The sequence below is a fragment of the Sphingopyxis sp. genome (assembly GCF_016463645.1).
Classification (GTDB): domain Bacteria; phylum Pseudomonadota; class Alphaproteobacteria; order Sphingomonadales; family Sphingomonadaceae; genus Sphingopyxis.
On record NZ_JAEMQX010000029.1, the window covers coordinates 10,883 to 31,656 of the forward strand.

A 20,774-nucleotide genomic window follows, 5' to 3' on the forward strand; every position below is an offset into this window, starting at 1 on the left:
GTACGATGCCCCAATCTGCGCCTCGGCCAAGTGCCAGAGATATCGACGTGCTTCGCGCGGCGGTGGCGCGTGTAGCCGCCTCGCGCGGGCCGGTCCTGCCCTTCGGCGTCGGGCCGGTCGATCATCTTCTCGCTGGCGGCGGGCTCGATGGCGCAGGCCTGCATGAGGTCGCGGGCGCCTCGGCAAGCTGGAGCGACGACGCTGCGGCAACGATCTTCGCGGCTGGAATCGCGTCGCGCTTCGCGGCGGCGCCCGACGTGTCGGCGCTCTGGGCGCTGACGCGGTTCGATCTCTATGCCCCCGGTCTCGAACAGGCGGGGCTCGCTCCGGACCGCGTGCTCTATGCTCAAGGCAGGACCGACAAGGAACTGCTGGCGCTGTGCGAGGACGCGTTGCGCGATGGTTCGCTCGCCTGCGTCGTTGCCGAAGTGAAAGCGGCCGATCAGACCGCGACGCGCCGGCTGCAACTGGCCGCATCGGAGGGCAACACGCCGATGATCCTCTATCGCCGGTACCGCCGTTACGGCCAATGCCCGCTCGCCGATCCGTCGCTCGCGATGACCCGCTGGCGCATCGGCACCTTGTCGTCGGGCCGCCTCGCCTCGCCCGGCGTCGGGCGCGGGCGCTGGAATGTCGAGCTGGTCCGGCAGCGCGGCGGGCCGCCTTTTTCCCTCGAACTGGAGGCGTGCGATGACCAGGGTCGCCTCGCTCTTCCTGCCGCAACTGCCGATCGAGCGGTTGCGCCGGGCAGAACGGACACCGTCGCATTCGGGCACGCCGCCTGATCGGGCGCGGGCTGGCCCGCGCTTCGACGAGCCTGTCGACGACAATCCCGGCACCTGCTCGGTGCCGCGCGGCGGCGGCTGGCGTCCGGGCGCGCGCTGGGCGCAAGGCACGCACTCCGGCGGGCCGTCGCTCGACGCCCTCCCGGCGCACCAGCGACCGACGATGCGCGAGCTGGGACGGCGGAGCGAAGCTGCCGCACCGGTGTTCCGGGCGTTGCGCTCGGACGACGGGACGTCGGGCGGGATCGCTGCGCCGCTGCCGCCGCTCTGGGGCCTCCGTCCGACGATCGTCGTCGCGCGAACCGGCCAGCGCGACGTCGTGACGGCCGCCTGTCCGGCGGCGCTCGATCTCGGCCTCGTGCCCGGCATGGCGGCCGCCCATGCCCGCGCGCTGGTCTCCGATCTCGACCTACTCGATGCCGGACCCGACGCCGATCGCGCGTGGCTCGATCGCCTCGCGCTCCACGCCGCCCGCTGCTGGACGCCGACGGCGGCGGTGTCGGGCACCGACGGGCTGTGGCTCGACCTGTCGGGCACGACGCATCTCTTCGGCGGCGAAGAGCGTTTCGCGGCGCGTCTGCTCGGTTTTCTGCGGCGCCTCGGTTTCACCGCGCGTGTCGCGATCGCCGGCACGCCCGGCGCCGCGCACGCGCTCGCACGCTATGGCGGCGCGGGCGTGCGGATCTTGCCGGAAGGAGGCGAGAGCGAGGCGCTGGCGCCTTTGCCGCTGGCGGCGCTCCGGCTGGCGCCGGAGGCGCTCGCCGCGGCGGCTCGCTTCGGGATCGAGCGGATCGCCGACCTTTATCCCATGCCGCGCGGGCCTTTGGCCCGGCGGCTCGGGCGCGGCGCGGTCGAGCGGCTCGACCAGGCGCGAGGCTTTGTGCCCGAGCCGATCGTGCCCGTCGTCCCGTTCGACATGCCCGAGGCGCGCCGCTCCTTGCTCGAGCCGATCGGGACCGCCGAGGCGATCGAGCAGGTCATCGCCGACCTGCTCGGCGATCTTGTGCTCGCGCTGCGCAAGCGCAGTCTCGGCGTGCGGAGCCTCGTCCTGCGCTGCAACCGGCTCGACATGGGCGCGCAGTTCGTCACCGTCGGGACGGCGCGCGCGACGCGCGATGCGAAACATCTGCTGCGCCTGTTCAGGCTCCGGATCGACCGGATCGAGCCGGGGCTCGGGATCGAGACGATGGTTCTCGCGGCGCCGCAGGTCGAAGCGCTGGCGCCCGAGGCGATCGCCGCCGCGCTCGACACGGCACGCCAGGCGCCCGACCTCGCTCCGCTCGTCGATGCGCTGGCTGGCCGTGCTGGCGATGCAGCGCTGTTCCGCCTGTCCGCGATCGAAAGCGATGTCCCCGAGCGCGCGATCGCGCGCGCCGGGCCTTTGGCCAAGCCCGCCGGCTGGCCCGTCTGGCCGCGGCCGATCCGGATGCTCGCGCGGCCCGAGGCGCTGTCCGGCGTCGTCGCCTTGCTTCCCGACCATCCGCCGCGCCGCTTCGCGTGGCGCGGGCGGAGCTATGCGGTGGTCGCAGGCGATGGTCCCGAACGGATCCATGGCGAATGGTGGCGTCGTCCCGGCGAGATGTGGGCGGTTCGCGACTATTTCCGGGTCGAGGCGACAAGCGGCGAGCGTTTCTGGCTCTTCCGCCGCGGCGACGCGATCACCGACAAGACGGGTGACCTCAGCTGGTACATGCACGGGGTGTTCGGATGACGGACCCCGGTACGACCTATGTCGAACTCTACGCCACGAGCCATTTTTCCTTTCTGCGGGGCGCCTCTTCGCCCGAGGAATTGTTCGCAGCCGCCGCTTCCCAAGGCCATTCGGCCCTCGGGCTTTGCGACCGGGGCAGCGTCGCCGGCATGGTGCGCGGCCTGTCGGGACAGGAAGCAACCGACGTCCGGCTGATCGCGGGGACGCGCGTCGACCTGCGCGACGGGCGTTCGATCCTCCTCTATCCGACCGATCGCGCGGCCTGGTCGCGGCTGACCCGGCTGCTCTCCTTGGGCAAGGGGCGCGGCGGCAAGGGCAATTGCTGGCTCGACTGGCCCGATGTCGCGGCCGCGGCCGAGGGCCTCGTCGCGATCCTCCTGCCCGGTGAAGCCGACGAGCGGGCGCGGCTCGATCTCGCCGAGCTGCGCGGCGCCTTCGGCCCGCGCGCCTTTCTCGCGCTCGCGCTGCGCCGCCGCCCTGGCGACTTCGCGCGGCTTCGCGCGCTCGACGCGCGGGCGCAGGAGCTCGGGGTGCGGAGCGTCGCGCTCGGCGACATCCTCTACCATGCGCCCGAGCGCCGGCCGCTGCAGGACGTGCTGACCGCGATCCGCGAGAAGACGACGGTCGATGCACTCGGGTTCAAGCGCGAACGCTTCATGGACCGGGCGCTGAAGTCGCCCGCCGAAATGGAAAGGCGCTTCGCGCTCTTCCCGGACGCGATCGCGGCGACCGCCGACATTGCAGCGGCCTGCCGCTTCGACCTTGGCGAGATCCGCTACCAATATCCCTATGAACAGGTGATGGAGGGCCGCACCGCACAAGAGGCGTTGGCGGCGTTGACCGAGGAAGGTGCGAACCGGATGTTTCCGGGCGGCGTGCCGCCTGCCTATCGGAAACAGATCGATCATGAGCTGCGCCTGATCGGCGAGCTCGGCTACGCGCCCTATTTCCTCACCGTCAATTCGATCGTCGCCGAGAGCCGGCGGCGCGGCATATTGTGCCAAGGGCGCGGGTCGGCCGCGAACAGCTGCGTCTGCTTCCTGCTCGGCGTGACTTCGATCGACCCGATCAAGCACGAGCTGCTCTTTGAGCGCTTCGTGTCGGGCGAACGCAAGGAGCCGCCCGATATCGACGTCGACTTCGAGCATGAACGGCGCGAGGAAATCATCCAGTGGATCTACGAGACCTACGGCCGCCATCGCTCCGCGCTGACCGCCGTGGTCACGCGATACCGAACCCGCGGCGCGGTCGCCGAGGTGGGGAAGGCGCTCGGCCTGCCGCGCGACCTCACCAAGATGCTGACCGGCCTCGTCTGGGGCTGGTCGGTCGATGACATCCCCGAGGAGCGCATTGCCGAGCTCAACCTCAACGCCGGCGATTATCGGCTCCGCCTCACCCTCGATCTCGCGCGGCAGCTGATCGGGACGCCGCGGCATCTCTCCCAGCACCCGGGCGGCTTCGTGCTGACCGAAGAGCGGCTCGACGATCTCGTGCCGATCGAACCCGCGCGGATGGAGGACCGCCAGATCATCGAATGGGACAAGGACGATATCGACGTCCTCAAATTCATGAAGGTCGACGTGCTGGGTCTCGGGATGCTCGGCTGCATGAACCGGGCGTTCAACCTGCTCCGCGAACATAAGAGCATCGATGTCGGCATGGCCGACCTGCAGGACGACGACCCGGCGGTCTATGGCATGATCCAGAAGGCCGACACCCTCGGCGTCTTCCAGATCGAGAGCCGCGCGCAGATGTCGATGCTCCCGCGGATCAAGCCCAAATGCTTCTACGACCTCGTGATCGAGGTTGCGATCGTGCGGCCCGGGCCGATCCAGGGCGACATGGTGCATCCCTATCTTCGCCGCCGCGAAGGCAAGGAGAAGCCAGAATATCCCAAGCCCGAACTTCGCGCCGTGCTCGAGAAGACGCTCGGCGTGCCGCTGTTTCAGGAGCAGGCGATGAAGGTCGCGATCGTCGGCGCCGGCTTCAGCGCGCAAGAGGCCGACCAGCTTCGCCGCGCGATGGCGACCTTCAAGCTCACCGGCGGCGTCTCGCATTTCTACGACAAGCTCGTCGGCGGCATGGTCGAGCGGGGCTATCCCAAGGATTTCGCCGAGCGCACCTTCAAGCAGATCGAGGGTTTCGGCTCCTATGGCTTTCCCGAGAGCCACGCCGCGAGCTTCGCCAAGATCGCTTACGCCTCCTGCTGGATGAAGCATCATCATCCCGACATATTTTGCGCGGCCTTGCTCAACGCGCAGCCGATGGGCTTCTACGCGCCCGCGCAGATCGTGCGCGACGCGCAAAAGCATGGCGTCGAGGTGCGCCCGGTCTCGATCAACGACAGCCATTGGGATTGTACGCTGGAGGAAAGCGGCGGGCGCTATTTCGCGGTGCGCCTTGGATTTCGCCAGGTTCGATCGCTCGCGAACATCCATGGCGCCGCGATCGTCGGGGCGCGCGGCGATCTGCCCTATGATTGTGTCGAGGATGTATGGCGGCGCGCCGGTGTGCCGCGCGCCGCGATCGAACGGATCGCCGAGGCCGATGGTTTCGCCTGCCTTGCCGAGGACCGGCGGCAGGGGCTGTGGAAGGTCCGCGGCCTTGGCGAGGCGCCGCTGCCGCTTTTCGCGGCGGCGGACGCCTGCGAGGCGAGCTTCTCGCCCGAAGGGCTCGAACCGCCGACCGCGCTTCGGCCGATGACCGAAGGACGCGAGGTGGTGGAGGATTATCGCACGCTTCAACTGAGTTTGCGTGCGCATCCCCTGAGTTTCCTGCGCGACGAACTGGACGCGATGGGGATCGTCCGCTGCGCGGATCTTGGCTCGATCCGAGATGGCAGAAACATCGAGGTCGCCGGCGTGATCCTCGTCCGGCAACGCCCCGGCTCAGCCAAGGGCGTGCTGTTCATCACGATCGAGGATGAGACCGGTATCGCCAACGGCATCCTCTGGCCCGATCGCTTCGACATCTATCGGCGCCAGGTCATGGCAGCGTCGATGATCGCGATGCGCGGCCGCGTTCAGAAGGAAGGCGAGATCATCCATATCATCTGCGACCGGATAACCGATCAGGACGCGATGCTGCGGCAGGTCGGGCGCAGCTCGCTTTCCATTGCGCCGGGACGCGGGGACGGAGCGCGGAACGGGGGCGGTCCCGATAGCCGCGAACCTGCGTTGCGTGTCCGGAGCCATGACTTTCACTGATGGTGGCCAAATGCTCCGGTTGCAGGACCACTCCCTCCTTGGCTGCCTGACTGCGGGCCTCGGCTCGCCTCATGCCGTCAACCCCCTGCGGGGGTTCGCCCTCGCGTACCGCTCGGTGACGGCGGCTCGCGGGCCCTTCGGTTGGCGCCATCGGGGATGGTCCCGAGCAACCCAAGGAGACACGACATGGCCACCATCGCAAATCTCACCGTCAAGGCCGACGGCAGCTTCGAAGGCACGCTGACGACCCTTCTGGTCACCGCGCCGATCGCGATCGTCCCGAACGGCCGCAAGGTGAAGGACAATGAGCCCGACTTCCGGGTGATCGCGCGCAAGAACGGCTATGAAGTCGGCGCCGGCTGGACCCGCACCTCGCAGTCGAACGGCACCGAATATGTCTCGGTCACTCTCTCGGCCCCCGAATTCGGCACCATCTACGCGAACATCGCCAACGCGCCCGGCGATGACCCGATGAAGAAGGTGCTTATCTGGAACCCGCCGAGCTGACGGATCGATCAGGCCCCGCCTTCGGGCGGGGCCTTTTTCGCCGCTTTCTTGTCGGGCAAGACCTCGTGGAAACCGTCGTTCATCCAGCCTTCGCGCTCGCCGATATGCTTGTCCCAGAAACCGCGCATCGCCTCGAGCCTCTTCTCGGCAAGAAAGGGCTCGGTGAGATGCTCGAACATATTATGCTGCGGTATCGGGACCGGCGACGCGCGCGATAGGCCAAACAGCACCACGGAAAGCGTCTGGAACACTGCGAACAGCAGATAATGGGCGCGGTCGAGATCGTGGATGGTGAGACCCGACCGAAGCCCGGCCGCTTGCGAGCGCGAAAAGGCATCGGCCGCATGGGCTATGCTCTTGTTGCGCAGCGCCTTGATCTCGGGAAGTGGCGTGCTTGCCAGCAGCTCGTCGAGCCGGTCGAAAAAGGCCTCGCCAATCAGGTCGCCGCGCGCCCGGTCTTCGGGGGCGACACCCGATAACTGGTCAAACAGCTCATGTTCCATACGCGCCTGGTCGAAGCCTTCGGGTCCCGACAGGCTGAGGTTTACGCGCCGCGCCTTGTTTGGATTGGCGGCCATTTCGGCGGCAAGCCGCTCCAGCTCCCCCGCCTGCAACGCTTCATAATCATAAGGCAGCGCGTCGCGGCACACGAAATTCTCGCGCGTGATGAGCTCGCGCGCCGCGCGCATCTCGTCGACGATCCGTGGGAGTGAGATCACGGCCTTCTTCGGCTGGTTCGCCGGCGGTTTCTCGAGCAGCCGGGTGATGGCGATGACCTGTCCGGCAAGATAGCCGCGGTCGAGCATCATGGCGATCAGTGGCGCGGTCGAGCCGCGGGTGCCGTCGTCATCAGCGAATTACCGCGCCTCGTTCGCCGTGCGCCAGGCTATGTCGAACCACATCATGTCGGCGAACTGCCCGGCGAGCGATGCGTCGGGATCGCGCTCGAACAACTCGGACCAATGCTGGAGTTTATCGCGAAACGCCTCGAGCGAGGCCTTGTCGCTGACGTCGCAGGCGTCGATCGGATAGTGGAAGATGGATGGATGCTGGCGTTCGGGCACCGCCGGAGCAGCCTTGGCGCTCGGCGCCGCCGCCGTGTCGTCGCTACCCGCGACGCCTTGCGGCTCAGTCACGATCGTCTTCCCCACATCGCCGAGCGTGGACGGATAGCGAAATTCTGCGGTCTGCGTTCAGCCAAGATCGAGTCCCTGTCTTTGGCGTGTGCCTGTGGATGAGCTTATGTAACGATTGTTTCGTGCGCCGAGGAGGGCGACGAGCAGACGCGACACGAGGCCGGACATCTCGAGCGTGAGGTTTGGTCCCCCGCCGACGCCGTGCAGCGCAAAGCCGAGCGGTTCGCCTATATAGAGCGCTTCATGCACCGCCGGATTGCGCATACCGGCGACTTGCGCACCGCCACCGCCCGCGGGATCGGCCCATGCGGGAACCGGCATTCCGAGCCAGTCGCACATCCACGCGATGCGCTGGGAATGCGTGAGGCTTTTGGGAGGCGGGTTTATGGACTTTGCGAGGGCAAAGCAGGCATCGAGCGCCGTGTAGAGCAGCGTGAACCGCTCAAACTGAAGATGTTGCGGATTCTGGCTCATGAAGAGGGCGTGTACTGCGGCCACCCAGATGCGCGCTCGCTCCGGAACTGCGCGATTATCGATCCAGAAGGCTTCGGCGAGTTCGATAGACTTCGGCAGGCTGCCGCCCATCAGCACGAAGTCGACGAGAACCCCGGGCTCGATCGGTGTCGAATCGAGGAAGCCGGCCTCGGTAATCGTGAAGCGCATGCCGCTGAAAAAGGACAGGCTCCAGACATGGAAGTCGACCTGATCAATCTCCGACGCCGTCGCATGGACGATGGCGTGCGTCTTCGGCAGGCCGAAGATGCGCGCGGGATAGGGCCGAACGCTGGTGCCGCCACCGAGATGGGCAACCGGCTGTAGCGGGGCGTAGATCCATTTCCTCTCGCAGCCAGGATCGGCCTCGATATCCGCCACCGTCTCCGGGAGACCGGCAAGGGTCGCGATGGACACCGGTCCGACCGTGATATCGAGCGGCCCCGGATAATATCCGAACTCACTGCGCTGACCCGCCATTGCCATTCTCCCTGTTATTCGCGCACGCCGGGACGACGGCGCACGCAGATTATGGTCCGGGAGGAAGGCATGAGGGCCTCTCCGCCCGCGAAACCGTACCCGCTCTCGATAGCCGCTGATCCCTGGGCGCGGAGCCGGGCCTCCTTCAATCAACCCGTGAAGGGTCCGCTACGCTTCGCGTGCGGCCGCAGCCTTGCTGCGGTGATTGCGGCCCGCCTCCGGCCGGCGGGGCGACTGTCGAGCGGGAACGGTCCCGCTCCGAAAGGACAGGAGCCAAACCCATGCCGCTTTCCACCGCTCAATCGCTCGGCTGGAGCCTCGCCCGCACGATGATGACGATCATCGTCCTTATCGAAACGACAAAAGGCTATGCGGTGATGCCCATCGAAGAGTTCGACGGCGACCCCGAACACATCGTGTGCGAATATGACCCGTTCAACCGCTGAGCCCGCAAAATTTGCGCCGCGATGGTTCCAGTTCCGGTTCCGTCGCGGGCGGCCGTCTGCTAGATTGATAGTGCAGACCGCGCTGTGGTGGTGGTGGAGAGCGCGTCCCCAAGGAGGACGCTCGTGACTTTCATGCTTATCTTCGGCGCTGCCGCAGGCCTCTATCTCATCTGGCTTCTGTTCCGGTTGGCGGCCCTCGCGCTGCCGCTTGGCACCGGTATCGCTCTCGCCTTCGAACTTCAGGACCGCGGCTATGGCATTGGCGCTGCCCTTGCGATGGCATTTTTGGCGGGGCTCCTGCTCCATCTTGCTGGACGGCACCTCTATGCCCACGGTGGATCGACATTGCTGCGAGCCTGTATCGCAATGGTCTTCCTCCTCCCGGCGGCGGTGGCAGGCTATTACGGCATGACGGGGATCGTGCGGCTCTTTGCTACGGAGGGCATGCTGGTGGCGATCCTGCCTGTGCTCGCTGCCGTCGCCGCCGCCCTGGCGGCGGTCCGGGGACTTGATGGATATTCGGTGGATGCAATCGGCGTCGGTGACCGGGAATGCGACGATCGCGCACCCGCGATCCCGGCCTCCGCTTCGCCCGCTTCCGACCGCCTCTGAGTCCCTCGCTCCCGCCGCAGGAACACGGTCTCTTCCCTGCGCGATCTGCCGGCAAGCCGCTGCGCTGAGCCCGCTGGCCGCAACGGCGCTCCCCGATTTTCTTCCCCCGGCGTGCCGCCGTTCCTCGCGGACCAAGAAAATCGCTGCGCTGCCGTCCTCCGCATGCGCTCCGGGCCTGCGGCTGCGGCGCGGCCTCCTTTCCGGCCACCGATGCGCATCGAGACCGCGATCCTGCGGCTCGAAAGCAAGGAAAGGACTTCAAGATGGCCAAGATCGGAACCTTCAAGAAAGCGAAGGGCGAATATCGGGGCGCAATCGCGAGCCTCGCCCTCTCGGTCGACGCGGTTCGCATCGTCCCCGAGGACAATCCCAAACCCAGCGCTCCGACCCACCGCATCTATGTCGGCGACGTCGAGGTGGGCGCAGCCTGGGAGAAGACCAGCCAGGACGACCGCACCTATCTCTCGACCAAGTTCGACGACCCGAGCTTCACCGCGCCCTTCTTCGCGCAGCTCTTCGAAGGAAGCGACGGCGACTATGACCTCGTCTGGACCCGTCCCCAGCGGCGGGACTGATCGAGCACGCCGCCCGGCCGCAAGCCGGGCGGCGATACTCTCATTTTGAGGCTTTTCGCGCGGGGATTCTCCGCCGCAATGCGTTACGATGATCCTTTGCATGCCGCTAACCATGTTCCAGCCGATGCGGGCAAGCTGCTGATAGGCTTTGCTTTCATTCCTGAAGATCAGCCGGAGGTGCGAATGGATCAGGTCGTCGATTGGCAATCGCCATATTTTCCGAGAATATTCGAAACATATGATCGCGCCGATTTCGCGCAGGAGTTCCTGCGCCGAAGCCCGGCCTATCGCCGCGCCTATCGTTCGGCGGCGTTGGCGCCGACGCGGCGGCGCACCGCGCGCCTCGCTGGGCTCGCACGACGATGGGGGTTGGTCTTTCGCCCTGGACCCTGACCGATCCGTCACTGAATCCCCCGCGCTCTGGCAGCCGGAGGCCTGCGCGCATGTCGCCATCGCCGAACCGGCTCCCGACGGCTTTGCCGCGCCGCGGCTCGCCGAGCTCATCGCCTCTGCGGACATCGCCTCCGAGATCATCCTGCCAGGCGAGTGGCATCTCGTGTTCGTGGCCGACGGACGGCGCTTCCGCCTCTGGCTTCGCCGCTTCCTCGCCGATGAACGGCTCGCCTATGTAAACCCGGCCGACCCGCACAGCGAGCTGCGGATGGCCGTGAGCCTCGCCGTACAGCGCCGCTTCTCGGCAGGCGTCACGACGCACCGCTTCCTGCGGGGAGGCGCCCCCGGACCATCCGAGCGCTGGCGTCTCATCCAGTGGCTGCGGCTCCTCGACGCCTCTGCCGAGGGGCGTTCGGCGCGTGACATCGCCGCCGCCCTCATCCTCGACGATGCCCAGGATTTCTCGGCCGCCGACTGGGACGGATCGAGCGAGCGCCGTCGCATCGCGCGCTGGCACCGCGCCGCGGTCGCGATGCGCGACGGCGGCTATCAGGAGCTACTCGGCGCCGCCTGATCGGGACATTCCGCGCGTCGTCACTTTGTCCGTTCCTAAACCGCATCCCGATTTCCGAATGTCGCCGCCTCTCCGCCGGAGCCCGCCACGGGACCCGGCGCTGCGAACGGAGGCCTCTTTTGAGCGACATGCATACCCCCATTTCGCCGCGCTACCTCAAGACGCCCGACGCTGCGCTGCACCTCGGCCTGTCGAGCCGGACGCTCGAAAAACATCGCTGCTTCGGAACGGGTCCCGAATACCGCAAACTCGGCGGGCGGATCGTCTACGCGATCGCTGATCTCGACGCCTGGGCCGAGATCGGCCGCAAGAAATCGACGTCCGATCCCGGCAAGGGCGTCGTCCATCCCGCGCGCCCGGTCCGCCGCTGATGCGCCCCGCCCACAGCATCCCGCCCGCTCCCGGCGTGCAGCCGGTCGCGGCGACCGCGAGCGGTCTCACCGACCTTGAACTGACCTGGATCGAGCAGCGGCTCGAGCATTGGCTGCGCTTCGGCCGCGTCGCCGCCGAGCGCATCATCAGCCGCCGGACGCGGATCGTCTCCTTCCGGCCCGAGGCCGTCTTCGGCTTCGTCCGCTGGAGCGCGAACGACTTCGGCACCATCTTCTCAAGCATCTCGGTCATCGCGGCGCCCGCGCCGCGCGCCCCCTTCGCGACGCATCCCTACGTGCGCCCCGGCGGCGACATCCTGCTCCGCGTCGACGGTTGGCCGAGGGTTCAGCAGGTGCTCTCGGCGATCGATGCAATCGAGGCCGCGGGGCTCGATCCGTGCGAGACGGCGCCCGATCATTGGCGCCACATCGGCAGCCATATCGCTGCCGGCCTGCCGTTCCGGCCCTATGGTCCGGAGCGGCACCGGGCCTGGCTCCAGCGCAAGGCGATCGCGCCATGAACCGCCGCTGGCTCCGCGCGACCGCGGCGAGCGCTACGCTCTTCGCGGCGCTGTTCGTCGCGGCGGCAGCGCTCGCGCCGCAACCGCGCCTCATCTGGAACGCGAGCCCGAGCGTCCCGATCGGCTTCTACCGCGTCGATGTCGGCGCCGAGCCCGCAGTCGGCGACCTCATCCTCTTCCACCCGCCCGAGGGGGTCGCGGCGCGTCTCGCGGTGCGCGGCTATGTGCCGCGCGGCGTGCCGCTCCTGAAGCATGTCGCTGCCGGCGAAGGCGCGCTCGTCTGCCGCAGCGGCACCTTCGTGACGATCGACGGCGCGCCGGCAGCACGCGCGCGGGACGCCGACCGCCTCGGGCGGCCGCTGCCGCGCTGGTTCGGCTGCTACCGCCTGCGCGTCGGCGAACTGTTCCTCCTCAACCCCGCGCCCGACAGTCTCGACGGCCGATATTTCGGACCGCTCCCCGACACCGGCGTCGTCGGCGTCGCGCACCCGCTGCTCGTGCGCGATGCGCCCGGCGCGCCGCTGCGCTGGCGCCGTGACGCCGATCGCTCCGCATTCACCCCCGAAGGAAAGGATATGTCCTCATGATTATCGGAAGCTTTCAGACCGCTGGCGACGGCTATGCCGGACAGATCCGGACGCTGCTCCTCGATGCGATGATCGCGATCGTTCCGGCGAAGCCGAACGACGCGGAAAATGCACCGGCCTGGCGCGTCCTGCTCGTTGAAGCCGACACCGGCGTCGAGATCGGCGCAGGCTGGGAACGCCGCAGCGAGCGCGCCGGATCTTATATCGCCCTGCAGATCGACGATCCGGCGCTCGCGGTTCCGCTGCGCGCCAATCTGCTCCGGTCGACGCAGAACGAGGATGAATATCATCTCCTCTGGACGCGTCCCGTCCCACGCGAACAAGCGTGAGCATCATGCATCCGGCTCGCTCGGCGCGCGTCCGCGCCGTGCGCCTCGCCTTGCTGCTGCTCTGCTCGGCGAGCGCCGCCCCGGACCGGGCATGGGGCGCGGCACCGGCGGAAGCGCCGACGGCCGCGGCCCACCCCTATGCCGCCCATGTGGCGGAGGCGTCGCAACGCTTCGGCGTTCCGGAGGTCTGGATATGGCGCGTGATGCATGTCGAGAGCCGCGGCAAGCCGCGGGCGCTCTCGCATGCCGGTGCAATGGGGCTGATGCAGATCATGCCCGCAACCTGGGCGATGCTGACGGCGCAACACCGTCTCGGGTCCGACCCCTTCGACGTGCGCGCCAACATCCTCGCGGGCGCGGCCTATCTGCGCGCGATGTGGGACCGATATCGCGACGTTCGCCTCATGTTGGCTGCCTATAATGCGGGCCCCGGCCGCGCCGACGCCTATGCAGCGGGGCGGCGCGGCTTGCCCGCCGAGACGGTCGCCTATGTGGCAGCCATCGCGCCCGCGCTCGGTGCGCCGGCTGCTCCGTCAGCTGCGATGGCGCGGACGGCCGAACCGCCGAGCTGGCGCAGCGCGTCGCTCTTCGCCGAGCAGCGATCGGACACGCCGGCTGCAACGTCGGTGCAGCGCGGCGACGCCGCGGCTGCTGGGCCGTCGCATTCCGCGCCTGCTCCCTCGCCCCTCTTCGTCCCGCTTTCCGGGGACAATCGGTGATGGTCGTCCTGGCGATATTTGCTGGAGTGCGCCGGTCCATGGATAGGCACTGCTTGGCGTTCAGAAGGGGTTCGGGGGGATGGCAAGATAAAAGACCTGCCAGCTCGCTGGCAGATTGTGGTTGGATTACAGCGCTTTATGCGTATGGCACCCCTCTCCGGCTGCCATATCGATCTCGGGATTTCCGAGGCAGAACAAGCGCTTACGATATGGCACCGGCGCCGTGAGCGGCGACGAGCATGATTTTCGGGTGCGGCCGGGAAGAGGGCGCGACGCCGGCTCGGGATCGGCGCGGCGCGGGAAAAGGCTCGCGGCGCAGGTGCGCAAGGCAGCCGCCCGCTCGGGTTACGCCCGCTCCCGTCGGGGCGGCGGCGGTCGCAGCGGAACCGGTCGCCATGGCCGCGGACGCGCCGCGCTTGCGACGATCCGGCGCGGCCCCGCGCAGCGCCGCGTGACGGTCATGGCGCGCATCGTCCGGCATAAGGGTGCGCAATTTCGCTCCGCGCCGCTTGCACGGCATATCGCCTATCTCGAACGCGACGGCGTCACCCGCGATGGCCGCTATGCCATGATGTTCGACGCGTCTGGAGACGCCGCCGACCGCGAGGCCTTCGCTGATCGCTGCGCCGACGATCGCCATCATTTCCGCTTCATCGTCAGCCCCGAGGATGCCGAGCAGCTGCAGGATCTTCGTACCTTCACCCGCGATCTCATGAGCCAGATGGAGAAGGATCTCGAGACCCGGCTCGACTGGGTGGCGGTCGATCACTGGAATACCGACAATCCGCATATCCATCTACTCGTGCGAGGCGTTGCAGACGATGGAGCGGACCTGGTCGTCGACCGCGCCTATATGTCGGAAGGCGTGCGCGGACGGGCCTCGGAGATCGCCACCCTCGAGCTTGGTCCGCGAAACGAACAGGAGATCGATGCGAGCCTCGCGCGGGAGACGGGCGTGGAGCGCTGGACCGAGCTCGACAGGCAACTGCGCGATCGCGGCGGCGAGGCGGGGATCGTCGATCTTCGTCCCGATCCGGCCGCAGCGCCCGGCCGAGACCGGCATCTTATCGGACGCGCGGCGAAGCTCGAGACGCTTGCTCTCGCGACGCGCCTTGGAGCCGGCATATTCGAGATCGATCCGCGTGCCGAAACCATATTGCGCGACCTTGGCGAGCGCGGCGACATCATCAAGAGCGTCCACCGCGCCATGCGCAGGCAAGGCCTATCCTTTGACGTCTCCACGCTCGCGCTTCACGGCGAGGGGGAGCGATCGGGCCTCGTCGGGCGGCTGGTCGCACGCGGCCTCGACGACGAGCTTGCCGGCTCCGCCTTCGCCATCGTCGACGGGACCGATGGCCGGACCCACCACATCAAATTCTCCGATCTCCAATGGACCGGGGACGCGAAGCCGGGCGCGATCGTCGAGCTGCGGCGCTGGGAAGGACGCGACGGCGGTGAGCATCTCTCGCTCGCTCTGCGATCGGATCTTGCGGTCGCCGACCAGATATCCGCGCGCGGTGCAACTTGGCTCGACCGCGAACTGGTCGCGGCGAAGCCCACGGCAGGAACCTCGGGATTCGGCATCGATGTTCGCCGCGCCATGGCAGCGCGCGCCGAGTTTCTCGCGAGCGAAGGCCTCGCGAGCCATGAGCACGGCAAGCTCGTACTGGCCCCCGATCTCATCGAGACGCTGAAGCGGCGCGACCTCGAGGCGGCTTGCGAAACCATCGCGGCGCGCACCGGGCTCGCGCATCGGCCGCCGGCCACCGGCGACGCAGTGAGCGGGACCTACCGCGAGCGCGTGTCGCTCGCCTCGGGGCGTTTCGTGATGATCGACGACGGGCTTGGCTTTCAACTCGTGCCCTGGCGCCCGGCGCTCGACCGGCACCTCGGGCAGCATGTCACCGGCACCGCCACCGCGGGCGGCATCGACTGGACCCTCAGCCGCAGCCGCGGGATCGCAATCTGAGAAAGGATCAACGATGAGCGACAGGATATTATGGGGCCAGATCTTCGCGGTGCTGTTGATCGTCCTCGCGGCGGTCTGGACCGCGACCCAATCGACGGCGGAAGCGCTCGGATTTCAGGCAGCGCTCGGTGCCCCCTGGTTCCGCATCGGTGGTTATCCCATCTATCCGCCGCCGGCCTTCTTCTGGTGGTGGTTTGCCTTCGACGCCTATGCGCCGCCGATCTTCTACCGCGGTGCTGCGATCGCGGCATCGGGCGGCCTGCTGTCGGTCGTCGTAGCGATCAGCATGTCTGTATGGCGCGCGCGCGAGCGCCGACGGGCCGAGACCTATGGCTCGGCACGCTGGGCACAGGAGCGAGAGATACGGGCGGCGAACATGCTTGGCCCCGATGGCGTCATTCTCGGGCGCATGGCCGGAACCTATCTGCGCCACGATGGCGCCGAGCATGTCCTCTGTTTTGCGCCTACGCGCTCGGGGAAAGGTGTCGGCCTCGTTGTGCCGACCCTGCTGACCTGGCCGGGGAGTTGCATCGTTCACGACATCAAGGGCGAGAACTGGCATCTCACTGCGGGCTTTCGCGCGCTACATGGCCGGGTGCTGCTTTTCGATCCGACGAACCCGGCATCGGCTGCCTATAATCCGCTCCTCGAAGTCCGGCGCGGCGCGTGGGAGGTGCGCGACGTACAGAATGTCGCCGACGTGCTGGTCGATCCCGAAGGAAGCCTCGAGCGACGAAACCACTGGGAAAAGACCAGCCACGCGCTGCTCGTCGGCGCGATCCTCCATGTTCTCTACGCCGAGGAGGAAAAGAGCCTCGCCGGTGTCGCGGCCTTTCTGTCGAACCCCGAGCGCAAGATCGAGGCGACCCTCCACCGGATGAAGACCACCCGCCATTTGGGAGATCGCGTCCACCCGGTCGTCGCCGCGGCGGCGCAGGAGCTGCTCAACAAGAGCGAGAATGAGCGGTCGGGCGTGCTGTCGACCGCCATGTCCTTCCTCGGCCTTTATCGCGACCCGGTGATCGCCAAGGTCACTGGACATTCCGAGTGGCGCATCGCGGACCTGATCGGAAGCGAGCGCCCGGTCTCGCTCTACCTCGTGGTGCCGCCCGGCGATATCAGCCGGACAAAGCCGCTCATGCGCCTGATCCTCAACCAGATCGGGCGGCGGCTGACCGAGGAGCTGAATCCAAAGGCGCGGTCGCAACGGCTGCTGTTCATGCTCGACGAGTTTCCCGCGCTCGGACGCCTCGATTTCTTCGAAAGCGCGCTCGCCTTCATGGCGGGCTATGGCATCAAGGCCTTCCTGATCGCCCAGTCGCTCAACCAGATCGAGAAGGCCTATGGCCAGAGCAATGCGATCCTCGACAATTGCCACGTCCGGGTCAGTTTCGCGACGAACGATGAGCGAACCGCCAAACGGATTTCCGATGCGCTCGGTACGGCAACCGAACAACGTGCGATGAAGAATTATGCCGGCCATCGGCTTTCTCCCTGGCTCGGCCATTTGATGGTGTCGCGCACCGAAACCGCCCGGCCGCTCCTGACCCCCGGCGAAGTGATGCAGCTCCCCCCGGACGACGAGATTGTGATGGCCGCCGGCCTCGCACCGATCAGGGCCAAGAAGGCGCGCTACTACAGCGACCGGCGCTTGGCGGGTCGCGTCATGCCGCCTCCCGTGCCGGGTCGCGGCGCTCCCGCCGCCCACGACTGGATGGACGACCGGGTACAGCAAGCGGTGGACGCGAAGCAGCTGCAGAAGGATGCCGATGACGCCGCCAATGGTGGCATCCGGCAGGAACCCGAACTTCCCGTCCATGAAGAGATCGCGCCGCCGCCGCCGCGCAGCGTCAACGGCGAGTTTGATTTTAGCGAAGACGGAGCACAGGCCGATGCAGCGCGGCTTCGCGCTGCCGCGGATCGGCGGATGGCGCGGCGCGCTCAGGCCGCCGCGCTCGATCCCGACGACGGGATCCAGCTGTGATCCGATCGCATGTCAAACAGACGTTCCGGATCGAAACCGGCCTCTCGCGCGACCTGACGGACTTGGCCCGTCGACGGGGCCTGACGCGGACCGAAGTGCTGGAGGCTGCGTTACGCTCGTTCCTTTCGCCCGATCAGGAGGAGCGGATCGAAGCGCTGTTGACCCGGCGCCTCGACCGCATCGGCCGCCAGCTTGACCGCATCGAATGGCATGGCGAGATGTCTGGCGAAGCCCTGGCCCTGTTCGTCCGGCACTGGCTCACGAGCACGGCGCCCTTGCCCGATGATGCGTTGCCGGCCGCGCAGGCCAGCGGGAAGCGGCGGTGGGAGGCTTTCGTCGACGCCCTTTCGCGGCGGATGGAGGGCGGCCCCAAGCTCGCCGCGGAGCTGATGCGCGACGTCAGCGGTTCCGATTGAAGCCTTGAAGCGTCTCACCCAGCCCGGAGTTTTGCGAGAAAGCTGATGGCTTCGGCGGGGACACCGCACAGGGCAGCCGCGAGCAACAGTATCGTGAGAGCCAGATATTTGGCCAAAGGAGTGCGGGACAGTTCGAGGAGCACCGCCGATTTGTGGCGGCCCCGTTGCACGAGCGCCATAAACTGGGCGAGCTCGGCCTCACGGTCAGTCATCGGACGATCGCCTACGGGCGGGAGAGGGGGCATGTCGGTCATCACAAACCTCACGGATTCATCGCGAAAATAGCGCGCTGTTACAGATGCGCGTGCGGGTTACCGTGAGGGATAAGCCCTCCGGGCTGGAGTGCCCCGCAGGCGAGTCGCTTGTCAACAGGGTGAATCGCAATTTTATCAACAGTCGGGGGTGCGTCTGGGGATATCTCCCGGCACTTCCGGGAAACCCGGACTTCGCTCAGTCCTCTTCGCCTCGCTGCTCGCGTTCGCGCAGTCTTTCGGCGTAGCGGTAGCTCGCCTCCATCGAATGATAGGTATCGGCGTAGCGATCGATGTCGCCGAGCGCGCATTCGACCTCATAGGCCACCGAATGGGGCGACGAGCCCGGCCGCTTTCGGGCCAGCCAGCGCTCCAGCTTGTCGAAGCGGCTCTGCATCCCCTGCACGCTGCATGCGATGCGCAGATCGTCGAGATTGCTACTCGTGCGATTGCGGCTCCAGGCCCTGCAGGCGAACTCAAGCTCTTCACCCCGTGTCGGAGGGCGATCGCTGAGATCGGCCCCACCTTCCTTCGCGAGGCTCGGATCGGCCTGTACACCGGCAAGGCCCGCACTGAGTGCCTCGCAGAGTTCGCTATGATATTTATCCCGGCGCGCGGCATCCCAATCATAGGGGCCAGCGCCGACGAATAGGGGCGGCAGCTTGAAATGATGCCGCACCGCCTTCGGCAGCATCTTCTCGATCCGGATCACTCCGCGGATGACATCGAGGAGACGCTCGGCATCGATCCCGGCCCATGGGCGCGCGAGATTTTCGAGCGCGCTTAGGTTCGAATTGGTGGGGGTGTCCCCCGTGTTCCAGTATCGCATGGTCAGTGCTTCCGTTTCTCTTGGGCCTTGATCCCGAGAATGGCCTTCGCCTCGGTGCTTGCGCCCTTCGCAACCTGATCGAGGCGAGCCTTGAAAATTGGGTCGGCGAGAAGTTGGGCCTTTGGCCCTTCGCCGGAATCACACACAATGGCATAAAAGAGCCGATAGAGCGTCTGCGCTCGCTCCGCTTCTTCGATCGCTACATCGAAATCAGGCTGCCGATAAACCAGGATTTCCTGCTCATCGATCGGCATGGGCCGGATCACGCCCCGACCATCAGGCAGTTCCTCCACGCGCTGGCGGTGGCTGATGTTATATTTCACGATGGTTTTGGGGTGGGTGAGCAGGATCGCCTCCGTGAGTTCGGAGCAATGTCCCCAGATGCGATGGGCAAAATGATTGCGTGTCTTGCGTGACTCCTCGGCAACCGAGCCGATCGCCTTGAACAGCAGTTGCTGCCACTCGGGGAGCGCTTCCTGCGCTGCCGCATCGAGGGCGCCGCGCTGCGCCCCGGCTCCGACCAGCGAGAGATACATTGCGGTGCCGACCGCAATGTCGCTTTTCAGCATCCGGCTGAGGATCGACGCGATGTCACCATCGATATGCGCCCACAGCGCGATGACATAAGCAACGTCGCTGGCAAACGGCGAACGGCGGAGAATGCCCGGCGCGAAAAAGACGCGGCCATCTGGCGATTCCTCAGCGAGCGTTTTGGGCACCGTATCTCCTCTTCCGCACGGTTAAATCCATCGACCACATTATATGGCGACTTTGCCGCTGCTCCTAATTTGGGTTGTCGCTGGCGCTTTGCGCCGGACTGGAAAGATGCCATCCAAGGCCATTAGTTCGATGGTCCGCTAATTGCCGGATTGAAGGAGTATATCATGGACGAGGACGCGCTTTTTGCGGTTGGTTCAATATTGGCGGCGCTCGGCGGCGTGCTGGAACGAAAAGGTGTCTGCACGACCAACGAATTTGCCGAAACGCTTGGCAGCGTGGCGTTGATGACCGCCGAGTCCGGGGATCAATATAAGAACCGTGCTGCCTATATCGGGAGCTGGGCGCAGATGGTGCGCGCGGCCGCCGAACATTCGGGGAGTGCGCGCGACCATTGACGATGCGGCTGCGGCATCGCTTATTCGGCACCGGCTTCGAAATAGGCGCGCATCCGGTGAGCGATGGCAGGATCGAGCCGGATGAAGGTCCGGCGGCCGTCGATCGGATCGGGCACGCGCCGGGTGATGCCAGCATCGCAGAGGCGCTGCGCAAGTCGTAGCGCGCTGCTCATCGGGATCGAGGACGTGACGCACAGCGCGCTGATGGACAGGCGCTTTCGCTCGCATTCGTGAACGAAGAGGTCGACCAGCATTTCCCAAGCAGGATCGCCGAAGAGTTCGGGTGCACCGATCAGCTGCTGGCGGAGGAGGCGCCTGCGCATCGCGGCTCTCGCATTGGCCAAGGCAATGTCCCCGTCGTCGATGCGCGCGGGACCTCCCGGACTTCGCAATGTGAAGGAGGCTGACGGAATGGGCGCCCCGGCAAGAGTGTCATTGCTGATGACGTGATGGCAGTGGGTTGATGTCACAACGATGTGGTCGATGATCTCGACGTTGAGCGACCGTCCGATCATTTCGAGCTTCCGCGTCGCCTCGATGTCTTCGACACTGGGGCGATGGTCGCCGCTCGGATGGTTGTGGACGAGAATCAGCCCCGCAGCATTGAGTTCGAGCGCACGCCGGAAGATCGTCCGGGGGTAGATGGCAAGCTGCGCAAGCGTGCCGCTTTGCAAAACTTCGTCGGCGAGAAGATGGTGCCCACCGTCGAGAAAGAAGATGCGAAGCCGCTCGTCGGAGAGCGACCCCATCGACATGATGAGATAGG

General features: G+C 66.7%; 25 protein-coding genes and 1 pseudogene. 18 read left to right on the forward strand and 8 right to left on the reverse strand.

The window, feature by feature from the left end; genetic code table 11:
- Positions 1–47 precede the first annotated feature (47 nt).
- The 4 genes from JHC57_RS08505 to JHC57_RS08520 all read left to right on the forward strand — a co-directional run bounded on the left by JHC57_RS08505 (position 48) and on the right by JHC57_RS08520 (position 6,209).
- Positions 48–785 (forward strand): protein ImuA, encoded by a 738-nt coding sequence (locus JHC57_RS08505; protein WP_294029577.1) that lies wholly within the window; start codon positions 48–50, stop codon positions 783–785.
- Positions 691–2,496 (forward strand): DUF6504 family protein, encoded by a 1,806-nt coding sequence (locus JHC57_RS08510; protein WP_366928536.1) that lies wholly within the window; start codon positions 691–693, stop codon positions 2,494–2,496. The genes JHC57_RS08505 and JHC57_RS08510 overlap by 95 nt, the downstream gene beginning before the upstream one ends.
- Positions 2,493–5,702 (forward strand): error-prone DNA polymerase, encoded by a 3,210-nt coding sequence (locus JHC57_RS08515; RefSeq protein WP_294029578.1) that lies wholly within the window; start codon positions 2,493–2,495, stop codon positions 5,700–5,702. Before JHC57_RS08510 ends, JHC57_RS08515 begins: the two co-directional genes overlap by 4 nt.
- A 186-nt stretch (positions 5,703–5,888) precedes the next feature.
- The gene (locus JHC57_RS08520; RefSeq protein WP_037553339.1) at positions 5,889–6,209 is read left to right on the forward strand and encodes a DUF736 family protein; all 321 of its coding nucleotides are present in this window, start codon (positions 5,889–5,891) and stop codon (positions 6,207–6,209) included.
- A gap of 8 nt (positions 6,210–6,217) precedes the next feature.
- Here the strand turns inward: JHC57_RS08520 and JHC57_RS08525 are convergent, their stop codons facing one another.
- Genes JHC57_RS08525 through JHC57_RS08535 form a run of 3 tightly spaced genes read right to left on the reverse strand, consistent with a single transcriptional unit; the run spans position 6,218 to position 8,218 of the window.
- The gene (locus JHC57_RS08525) at positions 6,218–7,018 is read right to left on the reverse strand and encodes a hypothetical protein (protein ID WP_294029579.1); all 801 of its coding nucleotides are present in this window, start codon (positions 7,016–7,018) and stop codon (positions 6,218–6,220) included.
- A gap of 48 nt (positions 7,019–7,066) precedes the next feature.
- Positions 7,067–7,345 carry a hypothetical protein gene (locus JHC57_RS08530; RefSeq protein WP_294029580.1) on the reverse strand — a complete coding sequence of 93 codons (279 nt, stop codon included), beginning with the start codon at positions 7,343–7,345 and terminating at the stop codon, positions 7,067–7,069.
- A 57-nt stretch (positions 7,346–7,402) separates the two neighbouring features.
- Positions 7,403–8,218: a hypothetical protein gene (locus tag JHC57_RS08535; protein WP_294029581.1), complete on the reverse strand. Its 816-nt coding sequence runs from the start codon at positions 8,216–8,218 to the stop codon at positions 7,403–7,405.
- A 380-nt stretch (positions 8,219–8,598) separates the two neighbouring features.
- Here JHC57_RS08535 and JHC57_RS08540 point away from each other — a divergent pair, with 380 nt between their 5' ends.
- The 13 genes from JHC57_RS08540 to JHC57_RS08600 all read left to right on the forward strand — a co-directional run bounded on the left by JHC57_RS08540 (position 8,599) and on the right by JHC57_RS08600 (position 17,813).
- Positions 8,599–8,763, forward strand: coding sequence for a hypothetical protein (locus JHC57_RS08540; protein WP_162928261.1), 165 nt, complete (start codon positions 8,599–8,601; stop codon positions 8,761–8,763).
- Positions 8,764–8,886: 123 nt separating this feature from the next.
- The gene (locus JHC57_RS08545; RefSeq protein ID WP_294029582.1) at positions 8,887–9,375 is read left to right on the forward strand and encodes a hypothetical protein; all 489 of its coding nucleotides are present in this window, start codon (positions 8,887–8,889) and stop codon (positions 9,373–9,375) included.
- Between the two features lie 263 nt (positions 9,376–9,638).
- On the forward strand, positions 9,639–9,950 hold the full coding sequence (locus tag JHC57_RS08550) for a DUF736 domain-containing protein (protein ID WP_058802367.1): 312 nt from the start codon (positions 9,639–9,641) through the stop codon (positions 9,948–9,950).
- A gap of 183 nt (positions 9,951–10,133) precedes the next feature.
- Positions 10,134–10,343 (forward strand): DUF6499 domain-containing protein, encoded by a 210-nt coding sequence (locus tag JHC57_RS08555; protein ID WP_082396360.1) that lies wholly within the window; start codon positions 10,134–10,136, stop codon positions 10,341–10,343.
- A gap of 169 nt (positions 10,344–10,512) precedes the next feature.
- Positions 10,513–10,917, forward strand: coding sequence for a DUF2285 domain-containing protein (locus tag JHC57_RS08560; RefSeq protein WP_228383939.1), 405 nt, complete (start codon positions 10,513–10,515; stop codon positions 10,915–10,917).
- 128 nt (positions 10,918–11,045) lie between these two features.
- Positions 11,046–11,288 carry a helix-turn-helix domain-containing protein gene (locus JHC57_RS08565; RefSeq protein WP_037553423.1) on the forward strand — a complete coding sequence of 81 codons (243 nt, stop codon included), beginning with the start codon at positions 11,046–11,048 and terminating at the stop codon, positions 11,286–11,288.
- Positions 11,288–11,809, forward strand: coding sequence for a DUF2840 domain-containing protein (locus JHC57_RS08570; protein ID WP_294029583.1), 522 nt, complete (start codon positions 11,288–11,290; stop codon positions 11,807–11,809). The genes JHC57_RS08565 and JHC57_RS08570 overlap by 1 nt, the downstream gene beginning before the upstream one ends.
- Positions 11,806–12,396 (forward strand): S26 family signal peptidase, encoded by a 591-nt coding sequence (locus JHC57_RS08575; RefSeq protein WP_294029584.1) that lies wholly within the window; start codon positions 11,806–11,808, stop codon positions 12,394–12,396. The genes JHC57_RS08570 and JHC57_RS08575 overlap by 4 nt, the downstream gene beginning before the upstream one ends.
- Positions 12,393–12,725, forward strand: coding sequence for a DUF736 domain-containing protein (locus JHC57_RS08580; protein ID WP_039579016.1), 333 nt, complete (start codon positions 12,393–12,395; stop codon positions 12,723–12,725). The genes JHC57_RS08575 and JHC57_RS08580 overlap by 4 nt, the downstream gene beginning before the upstream one ends.
- A gap of 5 nt (positions 12,726–12,730) precedes the next feature.
- Complete coding sequence (locus JHC57_RS08585; RefSeq protein ID WP_366928537.1) at positions 12,731–13,444, forward strand: lytic transglycosylase domain-containing protein; 714 nt, start codon at positions 12,731–12,733, stop codon at positions 13,442–13,444.
- Positions 13,445–13,667: 223 nt separating this feature from the next.
- Positions 13,668–15,413 carry a DUF3363 domain-containing protein gene (locus JHC57_RS08590; protein ID WP_294029586.1) on the forward strand — a complete coding sequence of 582 codons (1,746 nt, stop codon included), beginning with the start codon at positions 13,668–13,670 and terminating at the stop codon, positions 15,411–15,413.
- 13 nt (positions 15,414–15,426) lie between these two features.
- On the forward strand, positions 15,427–17,397 hold the full coding sequence (locus JHC57_RS08595; RefSeq protein WP_294029587.1) for a conjugal transfer protein TraG: 1,971 nt from the start codon (positions 15,427–15,429) through the stop codon (positions 17,395–17,397).
- Positions 17,394–17,813 carry a CopG family transcriptional regulator gene (locus JHC57_RS08600; RefSeq protein WP_294029588.1) on the forward strand — a complete coding sequence of 140 codons (420 nt, stop codon included), beginning with the start codon at positions 17,394–17,396 and terminating at the stop codon, positions 17,811–17,813. The genes JHC57_RS08595 and JHC57_RS08600 overlap by 4 nt, the downstream gene beginning before the upstream one ends.
- A gap of 14 nt (positions 17,814–17,827) precedes the next feature.
- Here JHC57_RS08600 and JHC57_RS08605 read toward each other — a convergent pair whose 3' ends face one another.
- The 3 genes from JHC57_RS08605 to JHC57_RS08615 form a co-directional block, all read right to left on the reverse strand.
- A complete protein-coding gene (locus JHC57_RS08605; protein WP_294029589.1) occupies positions 17,828–18,025 on the reverse strand; it encodes a hypothetical protein in 198 nt (65 codons plus the stop codon).
- A 238-nt stretch (positions 18,026–18,263) separates the two neighbouring features.
- A complete protein-coding gene (locus tag JHC57_RS08610; protein WP_294029590.1) occupies positions 18,264–18,893 on the reverse strand; it encodes a hypothetical protein in 630 nt (209 codons plus the stop codon).
- A gap of 2 nt (positions 18,894–18,895) precedes the next feature.
- Complete coding sequence (locus JHC57_RS08615; RefSeq protein ID WP_294029591.1) at positions 18,896–19,612, reverse strand: hypothetical protein; 717 nt, start codon at positions 19,610–19,612, stop codon at positions 18,896–18,898.
- 165 nt (positions 19,613–19,777) lie between these two features.
- Between JHC57_RS08615 and JHC57_RS08620 the strand changes: the two genes are divergently transcribed.
- Complete coding sequence (locus tag JHC57_RS08620; protein ID WP_294029592.1) at positions 19,778–20,008, forward strand: hypothetical protein; 231 nt, start codon at positions 19,778–19,780, stop codon at positions 20,006–20,008.
- 20 nt (positions 20,009–20,028) lie between these two features.
- Here the strand turns inward: JHC57_RS08620 and JHC57_RS08625 are convergent, their stop codons facing one another.
- Both JHC57_RS08625 and JHC57_RS22505 read right to left on the reverse strand, forming a co-directional pair.
- A complete protein-coding gene (locus tag JHC57_RS08625) occupies positions 20,029–20,331 on the reverse strand; it encodes a MarR family transcriptional regulator (protein WP_294029593.1) in 303 nt (100 codons plus the stop codon).
- A gap of 192 nt (positions 20,332–20,523) precedes the next feature.
- Positions 20,524–20,763: pseudogene (locus tag JHC57_RS22505) on the reverse strand (JAB domain-containing protein); the annotation flags it as partial.
- Positions 20,764–20,774: the final 11 nt, after the last annotated feature.

What these genes read in the sequence shown, in the direction of transcription:
- JHC57_RS08595 (WP_294029587.1), top strand. Translation starts at nt 15,427, where the DNA reads ATGAGCGACAGGATATTATGGGGCCAGATCTTCGCGGTGCTGTTGATC.
- JHC57_RS08565 (WP_037553423.1), top strand. Translation starts at nt 11,046, where the DNA reads ATGCATACCCCCATTTCGCCGCGCTACCTCAAGACGCCCGACGCTGCG.
- JHC57_RS08625 (WP_294029593.1), bottom strand. Translation starts at nt 20,331, where the DNA reads ATGCGCAGGCGCCTCCTCCGCCAGCAGCTGATCGGTGCACCCGAACTC.
- JHC57_RS08540 (WP_162928261.1), top strand. Translation starts at nt 8,599, where the DNA reads ATGCCGCTTTCCACCGCTCAATCGCTCGGCTGGAGCCTCGCCCGCACG.
- JHC57_RS08525 (WP_294029579.1), bottom strand. Translation starts at nt 7,018, where the DNA reads ATGATGCTCGACCGCGGCTATCTTGCCGGACAGGTCATCGCCATCACC.
- JHC57_RS08585 (WP_366928537.1), top strand. Translation starts at nt 12,731, where the DNA reads ATGCATCCGGCTCGCTCGGCGCGCGTCCGCGCCGTGCGCCTCGCCTTG.
- JHC57_RS08575 (WP_294029584.1), top strand. Translation starts at nt 11,806, where the DNA reads ATGAACCGCCGCTGGCTCCGCGCGACCGCGGCGAGCGCTACGCTCTTC.
- JHC57_RS08510 (WP_366928536.1), top strand. Translation starts at nt 691, where the DNA reads ATGACCAGGGTCGCCTCGCTCTTCCTGCCGCAACTGCCGATCGAGCGG.
- JHC57_RS08605 (WP_294029589.1), bottom strand. Translation starts at nt 18,025, where the DNA reads ATGACTGACCGTGAGGCCGAGCTCGCCCAGTTTATGGCGCTCGTGCAA.
- JHC57_RS08515 (WP_294029578.1), top strand. Translation starts at nt 2,493, where the DNA reads ATGACGGACCCCGGTACGACCTATGTCGAACTCTACGCCACGAGCCAT.
- JHC57_RS08520 (WP_037553339.1), top strand. Translation starts at nt 5,889, where the DNA reads ATGGCCACCATCGCAAATCTCACCGTCAAGGCCGACGGCAGCTTCGAA.
- JHC57_RS08610 (WP_294029590.1), bottom strand. Translation starts at nt 18,893, where the DNA reads ATGCGATACTGGAACACGGGGGACACCCCCACCAATTCGAACCTAAGC.
- JHC57_RS08555 (WP_082396360.1), top strand. Translation starts at nt 10,134, where the DNA reads ATGGATCAGGTCGTCGATTGGCAATCGCCATATTTTCCGAGAATATTC.
- JHC57_RS08550 (WP_058802367.1), top strand. Translation starts at nt 9,639, where the DNA reads ATGGCCAAGATCGGAACCTTCAAGAAAGCGAAGGGCGAATATCGGGGC.
- JHC57_RS08570 (WP_294029583.1), top strand. Translation starts at nt 11,288, where the DNA reads ATGCGCCCCGCCCACAGCATCCCGCCCGCTCCCGGCGTGCAGCCGGTC.
- JHC57_RS08580 (WP_039579016.1), top strand. Translation starts at nt 12,393, where the DNA reads ATGATTATCGGAAGCTTTCAGACCGCTGGCGACGGCTATGCCGGACAG.
- JHC57_RS08620 (WP_294029592.1), top strand. Translation starts at nt 19,778, where the DNA reads ATGGACGAGGACGCGCTTTTTGCGGTTGGTTCAATATTGGCGGCGCTC.